At 67.4% G+C, this 18,010-nt stretch carries 16 protein-coding genes; all 16 read right to left on the bottom strand.

Annotated elements, in window-relative coordinates; all coding sequences use genetic code 11:
* Positions 1 to 19 precede the first annotated feature (19 nt).
* Positions 20 to 631 carry a carboxypeptidase regulatory-like domain-containing protein gene (locus HZB86_01095; protein MBI5904144.1) on the bottom strand — a complete coding sequence of 204 codons (612 nt, stop codon included), beginning with the start codon at positions 629 to 631 and terminating at the stop codon, positions 20 to 22.
* A 13-nt stretch (positions 632 to 644) separates the two neighbouring features.
* Positions 645 to 3,947, bottom strand: coding sequence for a CxxxxCH/CxxCH domain-containing protein (locus HZB86_01090; GenBank protein MBI5904143.1), 3,303 nt, complete (start codon positions 3,945 to 3,947; stop codon positions 645 to 647).
* 2 nt (positions 3,948 to 3,949) lie between these two features.
* Positions 3,950 to 4,552, bottom strand: a complete 603-nt coding sequence (locus HZB86_01085; GenBank protein ID MBI5904142.1) for a hypothetical protein — start codon at positions 4,550 to 4,552, stop codon at positions 3,950 to 3,952.
* Positions 4,549 to 5,352: a zf-HC2 domain-containing protein gene (locus HZB86_01080; GenBank protein MBI5904141.1), complete on the bottom strand. Its 804-nt coding sequence runs from the start codon at positions 5,350 to 5,352 to the stop codon at positions 4,549 to 4,551. The genes HZB86_01085 and HZB86_01080 overlap by 4 nt, the downstream gene beginning before the upstream one ends.
* A 54-nt stretch (positions 5,353 to 5,406) precedes the next feature.
* On the bottom strand, positions 5,407 to 5,979 hold the full coding sequence (locus tag HZB86_01075; GenBank protein MBI5904140.1) for a sigma-70 family RNA polymerase sigma factor: 573 nt from the start codon (positions 5,977 to 5,979) through the stop codon (positions 5,407 to 5,409).
* A gap of 33 nt (positions 5,980 to 6,012) precedes the next feature.
* Positions 6,013 to 6,918, bottom strand: a complete 906-nt coding sequence (locus tag HZB86_01070) for an SPASM domain-containing protein (GenBank protein MBI5904139.1) — start codon at positions 6,916 to 6,918, stop codon at positions 6,013 to 6,015.
* A 67-nt stretch (positions 6,919 to 6,985) separates the two neighbouring features.
* Positions 6,986 to 7,990 carry a GeoRSP system radical SAM/SPASM protein gene (locus HZB86_01065; GenBank protein MBI5904138.1) on the bottom strand — a complete coding sequence of 335 codons (1,005 nt, stop codon included), beginning with the start codon at positions 7,988 to 7,990 and terminating at the stop codon, positions 6,986 to 6,988.
* Between the two features lie 3 nt (positions 7,991 to 7,993).
* Positions 7,994 to 8,347 (bottom strand): PqqD family peptide modification chaperone, encoded by a 354-nt coding sequence (locus HZB86_01060; protein MBI5904137.1) that lies wholly within the window; start codon positions 8,345 to 8,347, stop codon positions 7,994 to 7,996.
* A gap of 11 nt (positions 8,348 to 8,358) precedes the next feature.
* Positions 8,359 to 9,354: a permease gene (locus tag HZB86_01055; protein ID MBI5904136.1), complete on the bottom strand. Its 996-nt coding sequence runs from the start codon at positions 9,352 to 9,354 to the stop codon at positions 8,359 to 8,361.
* A gap of 3 nt (positions 9,355 to 9,357) precedes the next feature.
* Entirely contained in the window at positions 9,358 to 10,428 is a 1,071-nt protein-coding gene (locus HZB86_01050) for a YedE-related selenium metabolism membrane protein (GenBank protein ID MBI5904135.1), read from the bottom strand.
* Complete coding sequence (locus HZB86_01045; protein MBI5904134.1) at positions 10,425 to 10,829, bottom strand: hypothetical protein; 405 nt, start codon at positions 10,827 to 10,829, stop codon at positions 10,425 to 10,427. Before HZB86_01045 ends, HZB86_01050 begins: the two co-directional genes overlap by 4 nt.
* 15 nt (positions 10,830 to 10,844) lie before the next feature.
* On the bottom strand, positions 10,845 to 11,753 hold the full coding sequence (locus tag HZB86_01040; GenBank protein ID MBI5904133.1) for a phosphate/phosphite/phosphonate ABC transporter substrate-binding protein: 909 nt from the start codon (positions 11,751 to 11,753) through the stop codon (positions 10,845 to 10,847).
* The gene (locus HZB86_01035) at positions 11,746 to 14,955 is read right to left on the bottom strand and encodes a right-handed parallel beta-helix repeat-containing protein (protein MBI5904132.1); all 3,210 of its coding nucleotides are present in this window, start codon (positions 14,953 to 14,955) and stop codon (positions 11,746 to 11,748) included. The genes HZB86_01040 and HZB86_01035 overlap by 8 nt, the downstream gene beginning before the upstream one ends.
* Positions 14,952 to 15,890 carry a DUF362 domain-containing protein gene (locus HZB86_01030; protein MBI5904131.1) on the bottom strand — a complete coding sequence of 313 codons (939 nt, stop codon included), beginning with the start codon at positions 15,888 to 15,890 and terminating at the stop codon, positions 14,952 to 14,954. The genes HZB86_01035 and HZB86_01030 overlap by 4 nt, the downstream gene beginning before the upstream one ends.
* The gene (locus HZB86_01025) at positions 15,887 to 17,644 is read right to left on the bottom strand and encodes a right-handed parallel beta-helix repeat-containing protein (GenBank protein MBI5904130.1); all 1,758 of its coding nucleotides are present in this window, start codon (positions 17,642 to 17,644) and stop codon (positions 15,887 to 15,889) included. The genes HZB86_01030 and HZB86_01025 overlap by 4 nt, the downstream gene beginning before the upstream one ends.
* A gap of 16 nt (positions 17,645 to 17,660) precedes the next feature.
* Positions 17,661 to 18,010 (bottom strand): hypothetical protein (locus HZB86_01020; protein MBI5904129.1); only part of this gene is annotated, 350 nt, incomplete at its 5' end.

The following is an 18,010-nucleotide window of genomic DNA, read 5'->3' as shown; positions in this document are numbered from 1 at the left end:
CGTTACTTTCCGAGCATCCTCAGTGGCATTTCTTGCACAGCGGACCCGATTTCAGGTCGACCAGGAATTTCCCGAACTTGGTGGTCTCGTGGAGCGTATGGCAACTTTCACAGGTGACCCGCCCCTTCGAATCGAGGCTTTCCGGCCATTTCGTCGCCTTATTCGGTACGATCCCCGAAACATGCACATCCCGTATGACCTGCCCCTGCCGGATGGGTTGTTTCGGCCGGTAAGGGTGGCAATCCTCGCAGAACCGGTCCAAGAACGCCGCGTCCCTGAACGGCACCTTGAACTGGACGGGATTTTCCCCGATATAAACAACAGTGATTCCCATCATTCTGCCGGCATCTTCCCGGCCGGCTCTTTTTTCGGCGACGATCGAGATCTTCCCCTGGGGCAGCGTGTCGAAGGCGAACCGCCCTTCCTCATCGGTAGCCGTGGTTTTCCCAGCGGCCCGGATTTCCACGCCGCCGAGCCGGATCGAATTATCCTGCGGTATCAGCTGTCCCTGGATCCTTCCTTCCAGGGAGGGAGCGGGCTTGCGAGGCTCCACGGACGCGCAAGCGGCAACGATCACGAGCAGGAGCACCGCGACCGGCGTGCCGGCCGTCCGAGGCGTATTTCGGATCATTCCCATGGAATCTTTACGGTTTCCTGTGGCAGGCGCCGTTGCAGAAGGCCGCCGTGTCCGTTTTCCATTTCCCCCGGACCATGTGGTTCGTCCACGTCCCCGAGCTCGGTCCGCTGTTGGTGACGGTGTTGTCCGTGATCCCCGTTCCATGGGGGTCGTGGCAGGAGACGCAGGTTCCATAGTGCGTGGAAGGCATCGATCCGGGGTAGGTCGCATCCGTCGTCAGGTCGCGGATGGTCCAGGGGCTCCACGATTTGTAGAATTCGTTCTTGTAGTCCCAGGAACCGTTGTTGTTCCAGACGTACTGCTTCGGGTTCGAGGTCGTCCCCTTCCTTCCGAACTCCATGTAAAGCGGGGACTGTTTCGTATGCCGGTGATTCGAAATGCCCTTCCCCTGGTGGCAGCGACTGTAACATGCGTCGTCGAACGCGATCTGCTTCTGCGCGTCGGTGCCGGTACCGATATAGGCCGCTATCAGGTGGGACGTGTTCGTGTTGGGATCCGTATCGGCCGTGCGGGTCTTGCCCTGCCAATGTTCGGTGTTGATGTTGAAAGGCGCCGTCCCCGATGTGTTGTTCGTCTTGTGAGTGCTCCCTCCCGGAAGAGTCGCGTCGTGGCAATCCCCGCACCCGATCGCGGGGCTGGTCGCCCTTCCGTGCCCGCTCTTGATCCCCGTCGTCCCGGAATCCCCCCAGTACCTCGTGACGAATGGCGCTCCCGCCGCCCCCGTCAAACCGTCGTTCCCCCCGTGGCACCCCCTGCAGTCGGACGGGGCGAATCCCGAATCGTGCGTGTGGCACTGGGTGCAACGGGCTCCGGCGTTGTGCCCGTCGCCGCTCGTCGCGGTCCAGTGGGAGGCGGTCGTGTGACAGACCTGGCAGATCCCGTTCCTGTTGACGCCGGTATTGTCCACGTAGTCGGTCCCCGTGGCGGCCGCGATGAACGCTGGAGCGTTGGTCGTCAATGTCCCCGCTGTGCCGCGGAACCCGTAGGTGCCGTCGCTCTGCCTGAGCAGTTGTCCGACGGCAGGAGCGGTGCGGCTGCCACCCCCCTGGATCATGTAGATGTTGTTCACGCCGGACGACGGCCGGTCGCCGTGCGGATCGTGGCAGTCCCAGCAGAGCTTTCCGCCGTTCGTCCCCGCGGCGACATGATCCGCGCCGTAATGGTTGTTGTCGGTGAACGCCGCCGTCGCCTTCACGGCGGCCCCGCCGAACGGGTTGTAGCCGACCGGTGCCGTGGCATGGTAGTGGCACACCAGGCACGTCGCGTTCCACCCCTTGTCGGAAAGGTACGCGGCCGCCCCGGTCTGGTCCTTCAACCGGAACGGGTTGGAGGTGTTGTCGTGCAGCGCGTACGGGTTGTGGCAGAAGTAGCAGGGGTCTCCCCCCGAGAAGTTGGCGGCGGGGCGGCCTGATACGTCGTACGTGCCCGTCGTCTTCCCGTGTCCGGAATATTGCCATTCGGTGATGTTGATGTTCCCCGCCTGGTTTGCGTCGTACAGGTTGTTGCTCGCCGAGTGGTTCAGGTACACGTCGGAGTCCGGGCTCGACGACAGGTGGCAGTCGGAGCAGCCCGTGAGGCTTCCTCCCCACTGCGGCGCGCCTCCGCCGTGGCAGGAGGGAACGGTGCACGTCTTCGTGGCGGAATCGTAGTTTACCGATCCTCCCAACGCCGGCCCGGTGAACGATATGTTGCGGGTGCCGTTCACGTGGTTGGCGACGCTCGAGATCGTCCGTGTCCTGGATACCGGGTTGTAATCGCCGAAAGCGCTCCCGTGACAGACGGAACATTCGTACGTCCCTACGTGGGCCCTGTGGGAGTTCGAGGTCGCGGAGCCCGGCGCTCCCGAATTGACGTAGTTCGGCGCTCCGTACCGCATGCTCGTGTTGTCCGCGAGAAAATCACCGCCGGAGCCGACCGTGAATTTTCCGTGGCAACCGTCGCACATCACCTGCCCGGACTGCACGCCCCACTGGACCGTGGAGTAATGGGTCGGATTCGACGACGGGGTGATCCCGTCGCGGCCGGAGCTGTGGCAGTAGATGTTCGAGCATTGGGTCCCGCCCGCCGGCACCCGTTTCGGGGGGGACGGATTCGTCGAAGACCCCAGGGCGAGCCGCCCTCCGAGGATGGTCGTATCGAACGACACCTGCACGTTGTTGTCCTGGTGGGCGTTTCCGGTGTGGCAGACGCCGCAGGCGTACGCGTAGCCGTTTCTGTGCCGGGCGTGGCTGTCCGCCCCGGAAGAGTACGCCGTAGGGGTGTTCCCGGCGGGATACCCGGGCGGGGGGTATCCGTGGCACGTCGAGCAGGAGGCGCCGACCGTGTTGTGGTCGTGACACGATACGCATGCGACGGAGGTCGCCGAGCTGTCGTGGTCCGAAACCGACGGGGGCGGCCTCGGAACGTTGTCGGTGTTGTTGGCGTACGCGGCTGGATTGATCGCGTAATATTTGACCGGGGTGCCGTTGTTCGAGTAGCCGTGGCACGCAACGCAGATCTTCCGGCTCTCGGAGTTGCTGCGGGTGATCCCGCTGTTGTTCGACATGAAGCTGCTCGCCGTCACCGAGGAGTAGGAAGATCCGAGTCCGGGGTTCGCGCCGCTGTTTGGGAGGTTCGAGCGGATGAACGCCTGGAAGCCCGAGCCCGAGTGCGGGTCGTGGCAATCGCTGCACGGAAGCTTGTCGCCGATGTCGAACGTGTCGTTGGTGCTCCCCGTCGGATCGCCCCATTTGAAGTAGTGGCCGCCGGTCTTGTTCAAAGCCGTGTTGTCGGTCGGCCATGTGGCAAGCGGCCTCAGCGACGGATCCGCACCGTAGGTGTCGGAGCTCGGCGGGTTGTTCTCGTAATACCCGGTTTTTCCCGCCCTCGGTCCCTGGGTCCCGAAGGCGATGTCGGGCGGGGTGTGGGATGCCGAAAATCCCCAGCCCGTCGGCTTGTTGTTCTGGAAGGAGCTCTGGTCGTCGTGGCAGTCGTAGCAGGCGCGGGTGGGAGGGAGAACGTAGTTCGGCTTGCCCGCCGTGTCTCCGTTCACCGTAAGCCCCGATATGTAATCCGCCAGGCTTCGCGCCCAGATGGGAGCGTTCGGATCGGCGCCGTGCGGGATGTGGCACCCGGAACAGGCCCCCGACGCGGCGATCGGGGTGGAAAGCCCGTAGGGGCCGTCCTTCGAGAAGTCGTGCAGCGTGCCGGACACTCCGGCGCTCGCCGGGGACCAGGAGACGGCGACGAGGATTCCGGCGGCGAAAAGGACCGCCGCGAGCGGCAGCCGCGACGCCGCGCCGAGGGCGGGCCTCTTTTTGCGCGCCGGCAAGGTCAGTGCGCTTTCCGTTTCACCGGTTTCTCCAGCACGCCGGACAACGCGGCAAATCCCCCCCCCTGGATCCCCTTGTTCCTGATCTGCGTCACGATTTCCGCGGGGGCGTATCCCCTTTCGATGTAGGAGGAAACCACCACCGCGGCGTTCTGCGGGTCGCGGATGCCGTATCCCATCGACCCGAGAGATTTTAAAACATCGCGGGATTCCGATAAAGTCTTAAATTTCGCCTCGGCGGCCTCCACCACCCGGGCCGGAGGCGCCTCCTTGGCGACTCCCTCCCTCACCTTGCTGAATACGACGAAGTACGGCAGGTCCGCCTTTCTCAACCGCGCCGTGACGTCGAGCACCCGCACCATCTGACCGCAGTTGAGCTTGTGCCGAAGGACATCCTCGACAAACGGGAAGAGGATCTCTTCCGAGATACCCGTCTCCATCGCCTGCAGATAGGCGGTGCGGATCCTGACGATGCTTTCGTCGTCCCCGATCCCGTGGAGCCGGCACAGGTCGTCGATCCCGGTGAGCTGTGCGCCGGCCGGGGGAACGGCGACCAGCCAGATAACGGCCAGGGCCGCGAAGAAACCCGACAGCGGATACCTCATATCGCCGTCTCCCCCTGCACCAGCAGGATCGAGTTCGTCCCGCCGTACCCGTCCGGCATCTGGTTCGGCGAGTTCGGGTCGGGGACGAGAAGCTCCCCGTCAACGATGAAGTTGTACGAGTAGGCGCCGGGGGGGAGCCGCAGCTCGGTTTCCCACAGGCCGGGCTTTCCGGCGACCGCAAGCGGCACGCCGTTCGCGTCCCAATTGTTGAAGTCGCCCGTCACGGCGACGGTCCGCGCCGGCGGGTAGTAGAAGAAGATCTTCACTTCCTTGATCACCTGCACTTTCGGGGCGGAGGCCACCTCGGTTCCCCGCTTGCCGCCGCCATCCGGTTCCGGCTTCCGGGCGGGAAGTTCCCGAGGCTCACCGGGGGAAGAAAGGACGGGGATCTCCCGCGGACCGGACGGTGCGGAGGGTTGAACCACGGGCGCGGGGGAAGGGGCGGAGGCGACACGGTCGACCCGCGTGCCATCCCCCTGCCGGAGAACGATCGCCAGGGCGATGACCCCGGCGACGGCCACGCCGAATGCCGCGGCCCGGCGGCCCCAGGATGCCCAAAGGGGAAATTCCTGCTTCTCCGGAAGGTTCGCCACGATCCGTGCGTGAAGGTACGGCGGGAGATCGACCTGCTTCCCGGGATGCTCCCGCAATGCCCGGTCCACGTCGGACAGCTCAAGGTACAGCCGCTCGCAGTCGGGGCAGACGGAAAGATGCTGTTCGAGCTCCTCCCGGTCCTGGAGCAGCGCGTCCCCGTCCAGGTATTTCGCGAGAATCCCTTCGTATTTCCGGCAACCGGTCAAAACACCCTCCCCCTTGTACCGTGCATCCCTTACTACATCCACCGGGCCGGATTGTTACACTTTTCCGCCCCGGTCCTCCCTGTACAGGCCGGCGAGCATCTTTTTCCCCCGGAACAGGAGAATCTTCGTGTTGCTGAGGGAAATATCCATGACTTGCGCGATTTCCTCGTAGCTGAGCTCGTTGAAATAGAACAGGATGATGCACGCCCGGTATTTATCCGGCATCCGTGCGATCGCTTTCCGAAGCATCTCCCCCTCCTGCAGCCGGATCGACGCGTCCAGGGGGTCTCCCGCACGGTCGCCCTCCGAGACGAGCGCTTCGGGATCCACGGCGTCGATGTCGACGGTGGTCCCCTTCTGCATCCGCCGCAGCTCGTCGATGCAGAGGTTCTTCGCGATGGAGAAGAGCCAGGTCGAAAGTTTTTCCTTCGGCCGGAACGATTTGATGAACCTCCACGCGCGAAGGAACGTCTCCTGGGTCAGGTCTTCGCAGAGGGAAGGGTTGTGGAAGAAGTGGTAGATGAAGGAGAAGATCGGTCGTTCGTATCGCGTCAGGATGACCTCGAACGCCTCGCGGTCCCCCCGCTGGGCCTTCCGCGCAAGCCTCGAGTCGTCTTCGTAGGCCATCCGGTGGATTACATCATATTACCCGAGGCGTATTCAACGATCGGTGCGGGGGACCGAAGGACACGCCGGGTCCGGCGCATCGAGGGAACCCGCCGCCAGGTACCCCATGCCGCGGCAACCGCCGAAGCACCCGCGGTATTCGCCGCACCCGTCGCACGCCCACGGCGTTCCCCGGATGGAATCGACCACCCGCGACCGCACCGGAGAATCCCACACGTCGATGAAGGCGGACTCCTCGATGTTGCCGAGCCGGATCGGGAGGGAGTCGCACGGGTACACGTTCCCTTCCCAGTCCACGAAGGCCAGCGCGGTGCCGGCCTGGCACCCGGTGAACTCGACGCGCTCTCCCGTCGTCCCCGGGTACATGTCCGAGAGCGCCTTCCAGAGAAAGTAGTCGTGCACCACCAGCCGTTTTCCTTCGAGCGCCGTCCCCCTGGAGGCGGTCTCCGCCACGGCCTCCCGGAGCTTGCCGATCGCCGGAACCGGCACGTGCCCGCGTTCCGCGATCGAACGGACCGCGTTCACGTTCACCAGGTGCAGGTCGGAGATCCCGCACTCCGCGAACTCCGTGAGCACTTCCGGCAGCTCTTCCGCCGATTCGTCGTCGGGAACGAAGGAGACCGCGGTGGCCCCGTCCGGAAGTCGCGGGACGAATCCCGCGGTTCGTCCGATGTCCCAGACGAAATCCACCGGGTACCCCCTGCGGGGAGCGGCCCCGGCTTCCGGAAAAAGGGCGATGTGCGCGGAAACCCGGCACCCCGCCTTCTGGAGTTCCGCGACGATCGCGGGAAACTCCTTCCATCCGCGATTGCCGGAAATGTGAAGCTCCACGAAGAGCGGGGACGCTTCCGCGACGCGGCGTGCGATCCGCTTCACCCGGCCGGACCGCCCCCGGAAATCGACGTCCCACCGGATGCGTATGGGCAGCGAAAACTCCATGTTCCTCTCCCGAATGCGACGAGTCCGGACATTTTACCGCGGGAGGCGTGCGGCGGAGCGTCTTGCGTCAGGATTTCCCGTCGGACCAGCAATGGGGATCGGGAGCGTCCCAGGCGCCGTACACGGCGAACGCGCGGGCGGTGCAGCCGCCGAGGCACGAGGAGAATTTCGCGCATCCCGAGCATTTCCCGGCCGCCGCCTTGGTTCGCAGCCGGGCGAGCAGCTCCGACCCGTGCCACACCTCGCCGAAATCGTCCCGCAGGATATGGCCGATCGTCACCGGGATGAAACCGCACGGGGTGATCTCCCCGTTCGGCTTGATGTAGAGGGACAACTTTCCGCACACCGATCCGGCGACGAGCCGGCCCCTGTCTTCCCCGCCCAGCAACGAGAGGATCGGGTCGTCGAAGGCGATGGCGATGCCGTGTTCCGCGTCGCGGAGGGGCACCGCGCGTTGGTAGAACGCCTTCCACTCCGCGGGCGACAGGTCCAACGCCTCCTTGTTCAGCCCCCCCATGCCGGAGCATTTGAAGTTGTGCAGGTCGATGGTCCCCGCCCCGAGCTCCTTCGCCAGCGCGACCAGCGCCGGAAAATCGTCGTGGTTCACCTTGCAGACGACCGACGAGATCGTGAGGGCGATCCCCTCTTCCCGCAGCAGGCGCGCCGCCTTCACGGCCTTGCCGAAGCTGCCGGGCATCCTCCGGAAGGAGTCGTGGACGGACGCCGACGCCGAATCGATGCTGATCCCCACGGAGTGGAACCCCGCCTCGCGGATCCTCCGGGCCGCGGCCGCGTCGATCAGCGATCCGTTGCTGTTCATCGTGACCTTCAAGCCCCTCCCCACCGCGTGCTCCGTAAGCGTGAACAGGTCCGGGCGGAGCAGCGGCTCGCCGGTCCCGTAGTTGAGGAACATCACCGACCGCTCCGCGAGGATGTCCACCACGCGCCTCGCCTCCGGGGGCGACAGCTCCGGGGACGGGTCGAGGCGGGAGAAGCAGTGGCTGCAGACGAAGTTGCAGCGCGCCGTGATCCCCCAGTTGACGGTGACGGGCGAGGGGAGGTACGGAAGCATCGGCTACGCCCTTCCCCCCGGGGCGGGCGCGCGGCCGGGAGCGGGCGCAAGCGTGACCCACCCCTTCTCCTCGATCCCTTTCAGGAACTCGAGCACCGCCTCTTCCGTCTCCCCCGGTTCCCATCCGAACAGCGCCGACACTTCCGCGGAGATCTTCGAGACGGTGTTGATCCCGTTGATCCGGGTCCAGATCTCGGCCCCCACCAGGTTCAGCTGGTGGATCCCGCCCTGGACCATCAGCGTCAACACCCCGACGTCCTCGAAATCCTCCTCCTTGCGCGCCTTGTCCCACGCCATGGCGTGGATCCCCTTCTCCAGACGCCAGACGACCTCGGGGTTGCGCTTGGGCAGGATCATCGGAAACCTCCCTACTTCACGTAGTCGAAGAGCGTGGAAAACGCGGGGAACCGGTCGATCGCCGCCTGGAACGACAGCGACAGGATCAGCGTGCCCGCGAGGCACAGCCCGAGGAACACCCCCACCACCCGGCGGCGGCACATGGTCAAAAGCACCGACATCGCCGGGATCGACGTCGCCGGGCCTCCGATCAGGAAGGCGAGCGCCGGCCCCTTCGCCAGCCCCAGCCCCAGGAGGCTGTAGAGGATGGCGGCGGCGGTGATCTCGTTCACGTGCAGCGGAACGGCGAGGAGCGTGACCGTCACCACGTTGGCCGGCGACCCGGTCCCGAGGTGCCCGGCGATCCACTCCCGCGGTATGAACCGCTCCGCCAGGACCGCGGCGGCCACCCCGATCAGCGTGAACTTCCCGGTCGTCACGGTGAGCTCCCACGCCTTGGCGAGGAAGACGACCGCCGTGCCGTGTCCTTTCCGGGCCAGCCGGTTGCTCCACTGGTCGCCGCAGCGGCACGACAGCTCCCCCGGGCAATCGGGCGCGTGGATGTCGACCTTCCCGTACTCCGTCCGCAGCACCCCGGGGTTCCCGAAGAAGCCGCGCCGCTCGAGCAGGAGCGTGATGCCGCCCGCGAAGCATCCCATGAAGAGCGCCGAGAACAGCTTCAGGTTCGCCCACGCGGGGCCGAGCTCCCACGCGGTGATCGCGTACCCGCTCGGGCTCATCAGCGGCGACACCAGCAGGAGCGTCAGCGCCGGCGCCAGCGGGACTCCCGAGGAGAGCAGCGAGACGAACAGGGGGATCGACCCGCAGGAGCACAACGGGCTGATCGTGCCGATCAGGATGGCGGCCGGGACCGCGAGCCCACCGAATCGGCCCAGCTTGTCCCGCATGCGGACGTGGAGGCGGAAGGTACGGATGACCGCTCCCAGGAACACCCCGATCAAGAAGTACGGCAGCACGTGCCACACCTCTTCCAGGAACATCCTCGCGAGAACGACCGCCGTGGCCATCCCTTACTCCCTCCTCCGCTTCCATGCGGCGAGGAGGAGGAAGAAGGCGAAACCGAGGAGGACCGCCGCCTTCCCCGCGCCGGTCACGCCCGCCGGAGAGGAGCCGATCCCGAGGCGGACGGAGAGCCCGGCGGCCAGGAGCATGCCGACGACCGCCGCCGCGGCGTCCATCTCCCCAGAGGATGCCAGCACGATCTGCCGGAACGGGCACCCGCCGATCAGGATCGCGCCGAATCCCACCATCGCAAGGGACAGGAACGCCCAGACCAGGTCGGTGTGCGCACCCGGCTCCAGCGAAAGCGTCGGGGTGAAGGAGCCGGACAACGCGGCGAGGAGCAGGGCGGCCAGGAGAAACGACAGCGTCCCGGCGGCTTCGCGGAAGTCGCGGGCGAGGAACGCCGTGCGGACGCTTCCCGTCACGCAGAACCGGGACCGTTGCCCCGCCGCGCCGAAAAACAGGCCTGCCGCCGCGGAAACCGCGAACGGAGCGTGGCGCGCCCCCCCGGGGAATCCCGGGGCGGCGAGCGCTTCCGCGCCCGTCGCTCCCGCCAGCAGCAGGAGGAACGCCGCCGTCGGCAGCGCGAGCCCCGCGCCTTCCGGCAATTGCCGCGCTTCCGGGAGAGCGAATCCGTCGCGCACGTAGAGCGCGGCGAAAAGCACCCCCGCCACGAGTCCGGCAAGACCGACGGCGCCCGTCGCGCCGCCCCCGGCGGTCCGGAGCAGCGCCTTGATCGGGCAACCGAGGAACACTTCGCACCCGAAGATGAGGAACGCCCCCCCGAGGAACCGGGGGATCGCCGATCCGCCGCCCCTCGCGCGGAACTCCCCGCCGGCGAACGCCGCGAAGAATGCGCCGAGGACGATCCCGAGGATCTCGGGGCGCAGGTAACTCTGGGACTCCTTCGCGTGGAGGTGGAGCGCGCCGGCGACGTTCACGAGGAAACAGGAGGCGCAAAGGCCCGTTCCCGCCGGGTTTCCCAGCCTGACGAGCAGGACGGCGACCGCCCCGAACACCCCTCCGTACAGGGCGAGCGCCCCGGCAGACTCCGGGTAGAGGATCCGCCGAAGGTTCACCCGCACCCCCCGTACATCCGGCGGAAAAGGTACGCCGCGTCGGAGCGGGCCTGGGCGCCGCCCGTTTTCTGCCCCCCGACCCACTTTTTCAGGCGCGCCTCGAATCCGGGGCCGAGGAAGAGCGGCGACCGCGGATCCACGACGCGGGGATCGAGGAGCGCCGCCGCCCGGTAGTGCGCCAGCGCGTCCGCCACGTTCCCGGACTGTTCCGCCGAGCGGGCGAGCGCCACTTCGGCCGCCGCCCTCTCCGGGCCGTTCCCTTCCGCGGCGACGTCCCCGCGGGGCGTCCGCCCCGGAACCTCGATCCCTCCGGAAATCGCCACCCCGAAGACGCCGGCGATCGACACCCCGGCGAGGAGTACGGCCAGCACGGTCAGCGGCTTGCCCGAGATCGTCTCCATCCGGCTCCGTTCCCTCTAATATTTTTCGTATGGCGGGAGGTTCGCGGCCCGCGCCATCTTCCGCAACACGTCGAACTCCCCGTCGGCCGCCGGAACGTACCCTCTCGTCCCGTCCCTCTTCAATACGTTGAGACGCTCCCCGTTTACTGCAGCGAAATCGTTTTCGGACAGCCGAAGGAGCGCCTCCCGAACCCGCGTTCCCGTCTCCGCGTCCACATGGGGTAGTGCGAAGAAGGTGCAGTTTGGAACCGGTTCCGACGCCGCGATCACCCGGAAGTCCGCCTTCCGCACTTTCCCTTCCGCCTCCATCCGTTCGATGTCGCCCACCTTGACGGCCCCCGCGTCCACCGCCCCGTACAGGATCGAGTACACCACCTTCTCGTGCTGCCACGCCCCGGGCAGGAACGTGTAGCTCCCGAGGACCTTCTCCGGGTCCAGCGCCGCCGACAGCATCGCGTGGTACTGGGCCAGGTACCCGCCGGGCGACAGCACGGGGCCGAACGCCATCTTCCTCCCCTTCAGATCCGCAAGCGCCCGGACCGGCGAATCGGCGCGGACCACGATCAGCCCCCCGGTGTCCTTCCCCGTGTCCCGCTTGACCTCCCGGGCCAGGAGCGTCGCGCCGCCCTTCTCCTTTACGGTGACGTAGATGTATCCGTTCGCCTGGAGAACATCGAACTCCTTGCGTTGCGCGCGCTCCACGAAGTCGAACGTGTTGACGTGGCTCGCGATCACCTTCCGTCCCAGCGTCGTCTCGAGGTACGCGACCAGCGGTTCGAACCGCTCCCGGTTCTCCTCGATCGAGTTGCACACCTGGAACGCGACGCGCAGCGGCGCCTTCGGCGGGCGGAAAACGGCATTGAGGATCACCGCGGCGGTACCCGCCAGGAGCAGGAGGAAGACGACCCGGGTCGTTCTACTCAACGCGAACCGTCCCGAGCCCCGCGGACGCGCGCCCGTCGTAATACATCACGGGGGATGCGCCCGCTCCCCCCGACACCTTCGTTCCCCGCAACGCCACCTCCGCCGGACCGCCCAGCTTGACGGCGTGCCGGCCGTACCGCGCGATCTCCCCGCCCCGGACCGATATCTTCCCCCGCGTCGCCCCGATCCCGTCGACGCGGCTGTCGTTCAGGGCGCATCCCTCCAGTTTAACATCCCCATCCAGCACACCCACGGCGGCCAGCCCGTTTCCGACGAACTCCATCCCTTCCGCGGAAATCTCCCCTTCCTGGATCGACACGCCGACCAGGGATCCGGCCACACCGCCGTCCCGGAGATCCACCCGGCTCTCGCGGAACCGGAAACCGTACCACCCGGAGCGATCGGTCCGGACCCCGGAGAGGGAAACCCGGCTGCGGAAGAAGTTCCCCCCCGAGACGGTGTCGCTCGCCTCGAACCCGTCGATCCGGACTTCGGAGTCGCGGCACCGGACGGCGCTCGAAGAGGAGGCGATGCGAAGGTGCATGAAGGACACTTCCGACTCCTGGAACTGCACGCCCCGGTTGCACTCCGCGATCCGGACGAACCTCCCCTCGAGCCGGCTGAAGTGGGCGTGGAGCCCTCGGTACGCCCCGACGATCTCGACGTGCTCGAGGACGTTCTCCCCGCGGTCGCTCGCCATGAAATTGATGGAGTCCCAGCGTCCCGGGCCGCGCCCCGCCTCCGGGTGGAACCCGATCGGCCGATCGGCCGTCCCCCGGGCGCGGAGGTTCCCCTGCAGGAAGATCCCGTTCTCCCCGATCCCGTCGCCGTCGGTGTCCCGGAATGTGAAGAAGAGGCGGGTCCCCGGGAGAAGCGTCAGGGTGGCGCCGGGCGCGACCCGGACGATCCCGTCGATCACGACGTCGCCTTCCAGGGTGCGATCCGTTTCAAGGAAGGTGTCGACGATCCTGCGGGCGCCCCGCGACGGCGCGGGAGGCGCGGATCCTGTTTCACGCCGGTCCCCGGGTGGCGTCGCCCACGCGATCACGTCGGCCTCCTCGCTCTCCTCCGCCCGAAAACCCGCCGGCAGCGCGGGGGCTCCGGGAAACCGTACCGCCCCGACCGCGTTTCCCCTGGCCGTGACGGTGCCGTTCCCCTCCCACCCGACGCCCTGTGCCGGAAAGAGCGCAACGCCGGTTCGGCAATTTTCGACCGCGACGGTTCCGTGGAAGGCCGCGGACCCGCCCCCCAGGATCGTGAGCCCCGCCTCGGCGCCGGAGATCGCGACATCCGCAAGTTCGGCCCTCCCGCCGTCGACCACCACCCCGCCGGTCCGGTCGGGGAAGACGAACCGGGCTCCTTCCGCGCGCAGCGTGCCGCGGACCACCAGTTCCGTCCCCCCGAGGTAGAACTCCGGGTCCACCTTGGTCGATTCGCTCTTCGAGAACCGCAGCTCGGCCCCGGGGGAAAGCGACAGCTCCGCGCCCGGGAGGAGGAGGAGATCCTCCGTCACTTCGACGCGTCCCGACAAGGTGATCTTCCCCGAGAGAAAACCGCCGATCGTCCCCGGCGGAAATTCCGCCGCCGGCCTCCTTGCGCGGGTTGCGCCCTCCGCCACCGCCTTCGACACGTCCCGACCGGGATCACGGAGACCGCCCTCTTCACGGTCGGAGGACGCGCCGAGCAGGCCGACCTTCTCGAACAGCGGGATCTCCACCGCGACCGCGCGGCCCGCGGACAGATCGACCGGGGAGTCCGGGTACACGCCGAAGAGCCCCCCTTCGTCCACCATCCCGAACGCCGCCCCGGTCGTCCGTTTCTTCGCGGAGAGGAGATATTTCCCCGGAGGAAGGTAAAGGATCGCCACCCCTTCCGCGTTCGTCACGGCCGACGCCTCCCCGGGCCCCCGGAAATCCGGGCGGTCGGGGCGGGTGGCGTGGACCGAGACGCCGGCGGCCGGTCTCCCATCGATGGTCGCCCTGGCCGCGATCGAGGAGCGGGGCGCCTCCTTCACCGAAGGGGCGCTCGACGGCGGCTGCAGGACGGCCGGCAACCCGACCTCCGCCGTTTCATCGAGGGCGACTGCGATCGGGTTCCGGCCCGGGAAAGCGAACAGGCGCCCTCCCGGGGAGACCGCCTTCCCGACGACGAAGTACCGCCCGGGCGGCACCGGCAGCCGGAAGTACCCCGATTCGTCGGTACGGGAGGAGGCGATCGGGAGCTCCCCCCAGAACCCCCGTGCGACCGAACCGTATGCGCGGACCTCCGCGCCCGCCACCGGAACCAGGTTTCTCGTGAACACCCCCCGGATCGCTCCACGGGTCGCGGGAGGGAGAAGGAGGATCGGCGCGAGCCGGACGGTCCCCGTGCCGGGGGTCGCGGCGCCGTCGTGGATCGTGCTCCGGATGTCCGCCTCGAAGGCTGTCCCCCACCAGTTCCCGGAAACGTCGGCGTCGTCGGCGTGCAGGTCGCCGAGGCGCAGGTTGAATCCGCGGTTCGAGTAGATCGCGTTTCCGCGGATCGTCGAACCGGAGCTCTTCGAGTGGAGGAAGATCCCGTCGCCGTTTTCGTACACCAGGTTCCCGACGATCTCGTTCCGGGACTCCCGGAAGTTGATCCCGCGGACCCGGTTCCGCGTGAAGACCGAATCCTCGATTCGCACCCGCGACAACCCGAGACGCACTCCCTCCTCGTTGTCCCGGAAAACGCACCGGCGCGCGGTTATCCCGGAGAAGTGGGAATGGAAGGCGTACCGCGCCCCCTCGAGGACGCAATGCTCGAACCGGTTCCCCTCGCTGAACGTGAAGAGGATCTTGTCCCAGGAACCGGGGACGGCCGGCCTTCCCTCGGTGGTGAAGACGATCGGGGACTCTTCGGTTCCGACGGCGACGATCCGCCCGTCCACCCGGATGCCTGCGCCCGCGAACCCTTCGTGCTCTTCCGAAGAGGACCCCTTCGCGGCGGAGAAGTGTATGCGCGTCCCGGGAGCGACGGTGAGCGTCGCCCCCTTGCGCACGTGCACGACGCCTTCGATGTGGACGTCGCCGCTCCAGACCGTATCGGCTGCGATGTACGCGACCGGAAGGACGGCGGCGCCCGGCATCGGTGGGGCCGGCCCCGCCGGCGCGTGCGCGCACGCCGAAACCGCCAGCCAGAGAAGGACCGGCGCGGAGAAGACGGCGCGTCGGATCCGCGGGGTCAACCCTCGATCCGGCGGATCTGCGCGATGGAAGAGATCCCGATCCCCGCCTCCAGCGCCTTCCGGACGTGCGGAACATCCTGCACTTCGACGCCGAAGATCCTCTCCGCGGCGACCACGTCGGCCGCGACCACGTCCCGGGAGGCGATCGCCTTGCCGAACGCCTTCACGTCCGCGAGGTTCCCCCCGGAAGGGCCGTTCCGCATCAGCACGCGCCACGCGTCGATCACGGTCAGGTGGACGGGGACCCTCCGATGGATGTCCGCGAGGCACTCCGACAGCCGGTTGTGGATCTGTCCCCGGTTCCCGCCCATGATCCCCATCATGTTCTTGATCCCCAGGGTGGCGGAAGCCAGCGTGTGGTGCTTTGCGATCGGGAGGTTCACGATCCGGTCCGCCTCGAGCGCGTCCCGGTGCAGATCCCATTCCTTGAGGACCAGCGCTCCCGGGATGGCGGTCCGGACGAATTTCCGGTCTTCCGCGTGGTACACGCGCAGCGCGTCCTCCGCGCGCGCCTTCTTCGCGAACCGCTCCACGGCGGCCTGGATGCCGCTGCTCGCGTAGCAGCGCCTGGGTTCGTTGCACGTGCGGTCGAAGACGCGGACCGACTTCGCCCCGGCCGCCAGGCACATCTCCGCGACCGCCACGACGAACTCCGGGTGCGTGTTGGCCGCCTGCTCGGGCGTGCGGTCCCACCCGATGTTGGGCTTCAGGACGACGATATCCCCCCGGGAGACGAACGACTTCATCCCGCCCAGCGACGCGACGGCCCTTCGCGCGCATTCGGCGGGATCTCCGGCCGACGCGACCGAGACGTCGACGCTTTTTCCGGACGCCGCGAACCCCGGAATCGGAATCCCGGCGCCCAGAACCGCCGCCCCGACCGCGCACCCCGCTTCTCTCAGGAACTCCCTGCGGCTCCGGCACCGCCCGCTCATCGCATCCCCTCCGGCGCATCCGCCCCGGCATCCCGGGGCGATGCCGCGAGCTCCGCGTCGAGCGCGACCTTTCCCGGTCCCTTCCGCTCGCGGTAATCCCGCACCCGGGGGGAACCCCGCGAGCCGGCCCCGCCCCAGAAGTTCCCCGACAGGTCGAGGTCGCCGGCTGCCCAATCCCCGACCTTCACGTCCCACTCCCGGTTCGATATCCGGCTTCCGGTGATTTTACCACCCCCCGCGCCGTCCCTATAGAAGATGCCGGTTCCGTTCCCTTCGATGACGGAACCGGACACGCGGGGTCCGCCTTCCCAGAAGCGGAGCCCGACCCCGTTCCCGGAGACGGTGCACCGGAGGAACGTGACCCCCGTCCCCCGCATCCGCGCCCCCCCGCCGTTCCCCCGGAGGACCGTCCTCTCCACGCGAACGTCCCCGTCGTGGATATGGAGCCCCCACCCCGCCCCTTCGACCACGGCGTGCGCGATCGTCGCGTTCGCGTCCTTCAGGAAGATCTCGTCCCACGGCTTCGCCGGGTCGATCCGGGAGAAGCGGACCGGCCTGCCGCGCTCCCCTTCGACCCGCAACGTTCCGTACACGAGGATCCCGCCGTCGGGGCAGCCGTCCCGATTCCGGTCGTCGCCGGAGAGGAGCACCACGGTCCCGGGGAGAATGCGCAGCGTCGCCCCTTTTTCCACGGAAACCGGCTCGGTCACACGGACCTCGCCGCTCCACGTCGTGTCGCGGTCGACCACGACGCCGAAAGCGTGGGACACCGCGGGAAGGAGCGCCGCGAGCAGGAGCGGGGAGAGCGCGGCGACCCGTCTCATCTTCAGCGACATCTGGCCGGCCAGCGCCGCTCCGAACAGCAGCGCCCCTGCCCAGAACAGCGGCGCGCCCGGTTCCCGCGTCATCTGGAGGCCGACGATCGTGTTCCCGTACCGGTCGCGGTCCATCGACACGATGCAGAAGGAGATCCCCTCGAAGGTCGCGGGGGTGTTGATCCGGAGGGTCCGCTCCTCCGGAGGACGACCCGGGCGCCGGAATCGCACCGCGGCGATGTATTCGGACGGCTCAGGGTCGCGGAACGCCACCGGGACGATCGAGTACCCGGAAACGGTCGCAGGCGCACCTTCCGTGGCAACGAGGCTCCGAACCGGTTCCCCGCCGACGCTCGCCTCCAGCAGAAGCCGCTTCCCGTCGACATGGAACTTCCGCGGGGTGACGACCATCGCATCCTTCCCCACGGCGAACGGGACGCCTTCCCGCGCGACGAACAGTCCCACTTTCCGCCCCGCGGAGTCCTTCACGCCGATCTGCAGGTTGATCGGGTGATACCGCACGTCGGCGCTCACCACCTCGACGGTGAACGGGAACGTCCCGTCCGATCCCGCGCGCCAGTCGCGGTGGCCGGCGTACGGCTGTCCCAGCGGATAGTATTGCGTCCCGACGAATCCGGACAAGCCGTCCCACGCGAGCCCCGCCGAAACCAGCACGATTCCCAGGTGCAGGGAGGCGAAGATCCATGTCCGCGGCTTCCCCGCCGGCATCTCCCGGACCTTCGGGACGACGCAGAACAGCATGTTGAGAAGCAGAAGCGCTCCGGGGACCAGGAACAGGGGGGAGCGGAAGACGTTGAACGAGGAAACCTTGCCGAAAGCGGTGTTCCCCTGGTACAGGAGGGAGCCGGCCACGCCGCCCGCCGCCAGCAACAGGCAGAGGGCGATGGTCAGCTTCGTGGACCCGAGGAACCGGATCACGGGGAGGGTCGTCTCTTCAAATCAGCTTGCGGGATTTGAGGAACCGCCGGGCGACCGTTTTCGGGTCGGACTTCTCCGATTCCGAAATCAGCGACGCCATCGTCTCGTTGTCCATGACCCCCCGCAATTTGCCGAGGAGCTTCGGCAGGGCCGGGAACTTGGCGAGGGCGTCCTTGCACAGCATCACTCCCGCCTGTCCGGGCCTATCCCCCGCCTTCGCTTTCCCGGAAAAGTACCGGTCGTAGCCGAACGGCTCCAGCCAGACCACGTTGTATTTCCGGTTCAGCACTTCCTTCAGGCGGGCGATGTTCTTCCCGTCCTCCGGTCCGGGTTTCTCCCCGGCGAACTTCGAGAGGAGCACGGAAG

The sequence above is a fragment of the Deltaproteobacteria bacterium genome (assembly GCA_016234845.1).
Taxonomy (GTDB): domain Bacteria; phylum Desulfobacterota; class Deferrimicrobia; order Deferrimicrobiales; family Deferrimicrobiaceae; genus JACRNP01.
Note: the sequence above shows the minus strand (reverse complement) of the source record. Positions and strands in the feature narration are given on the sequence as shown.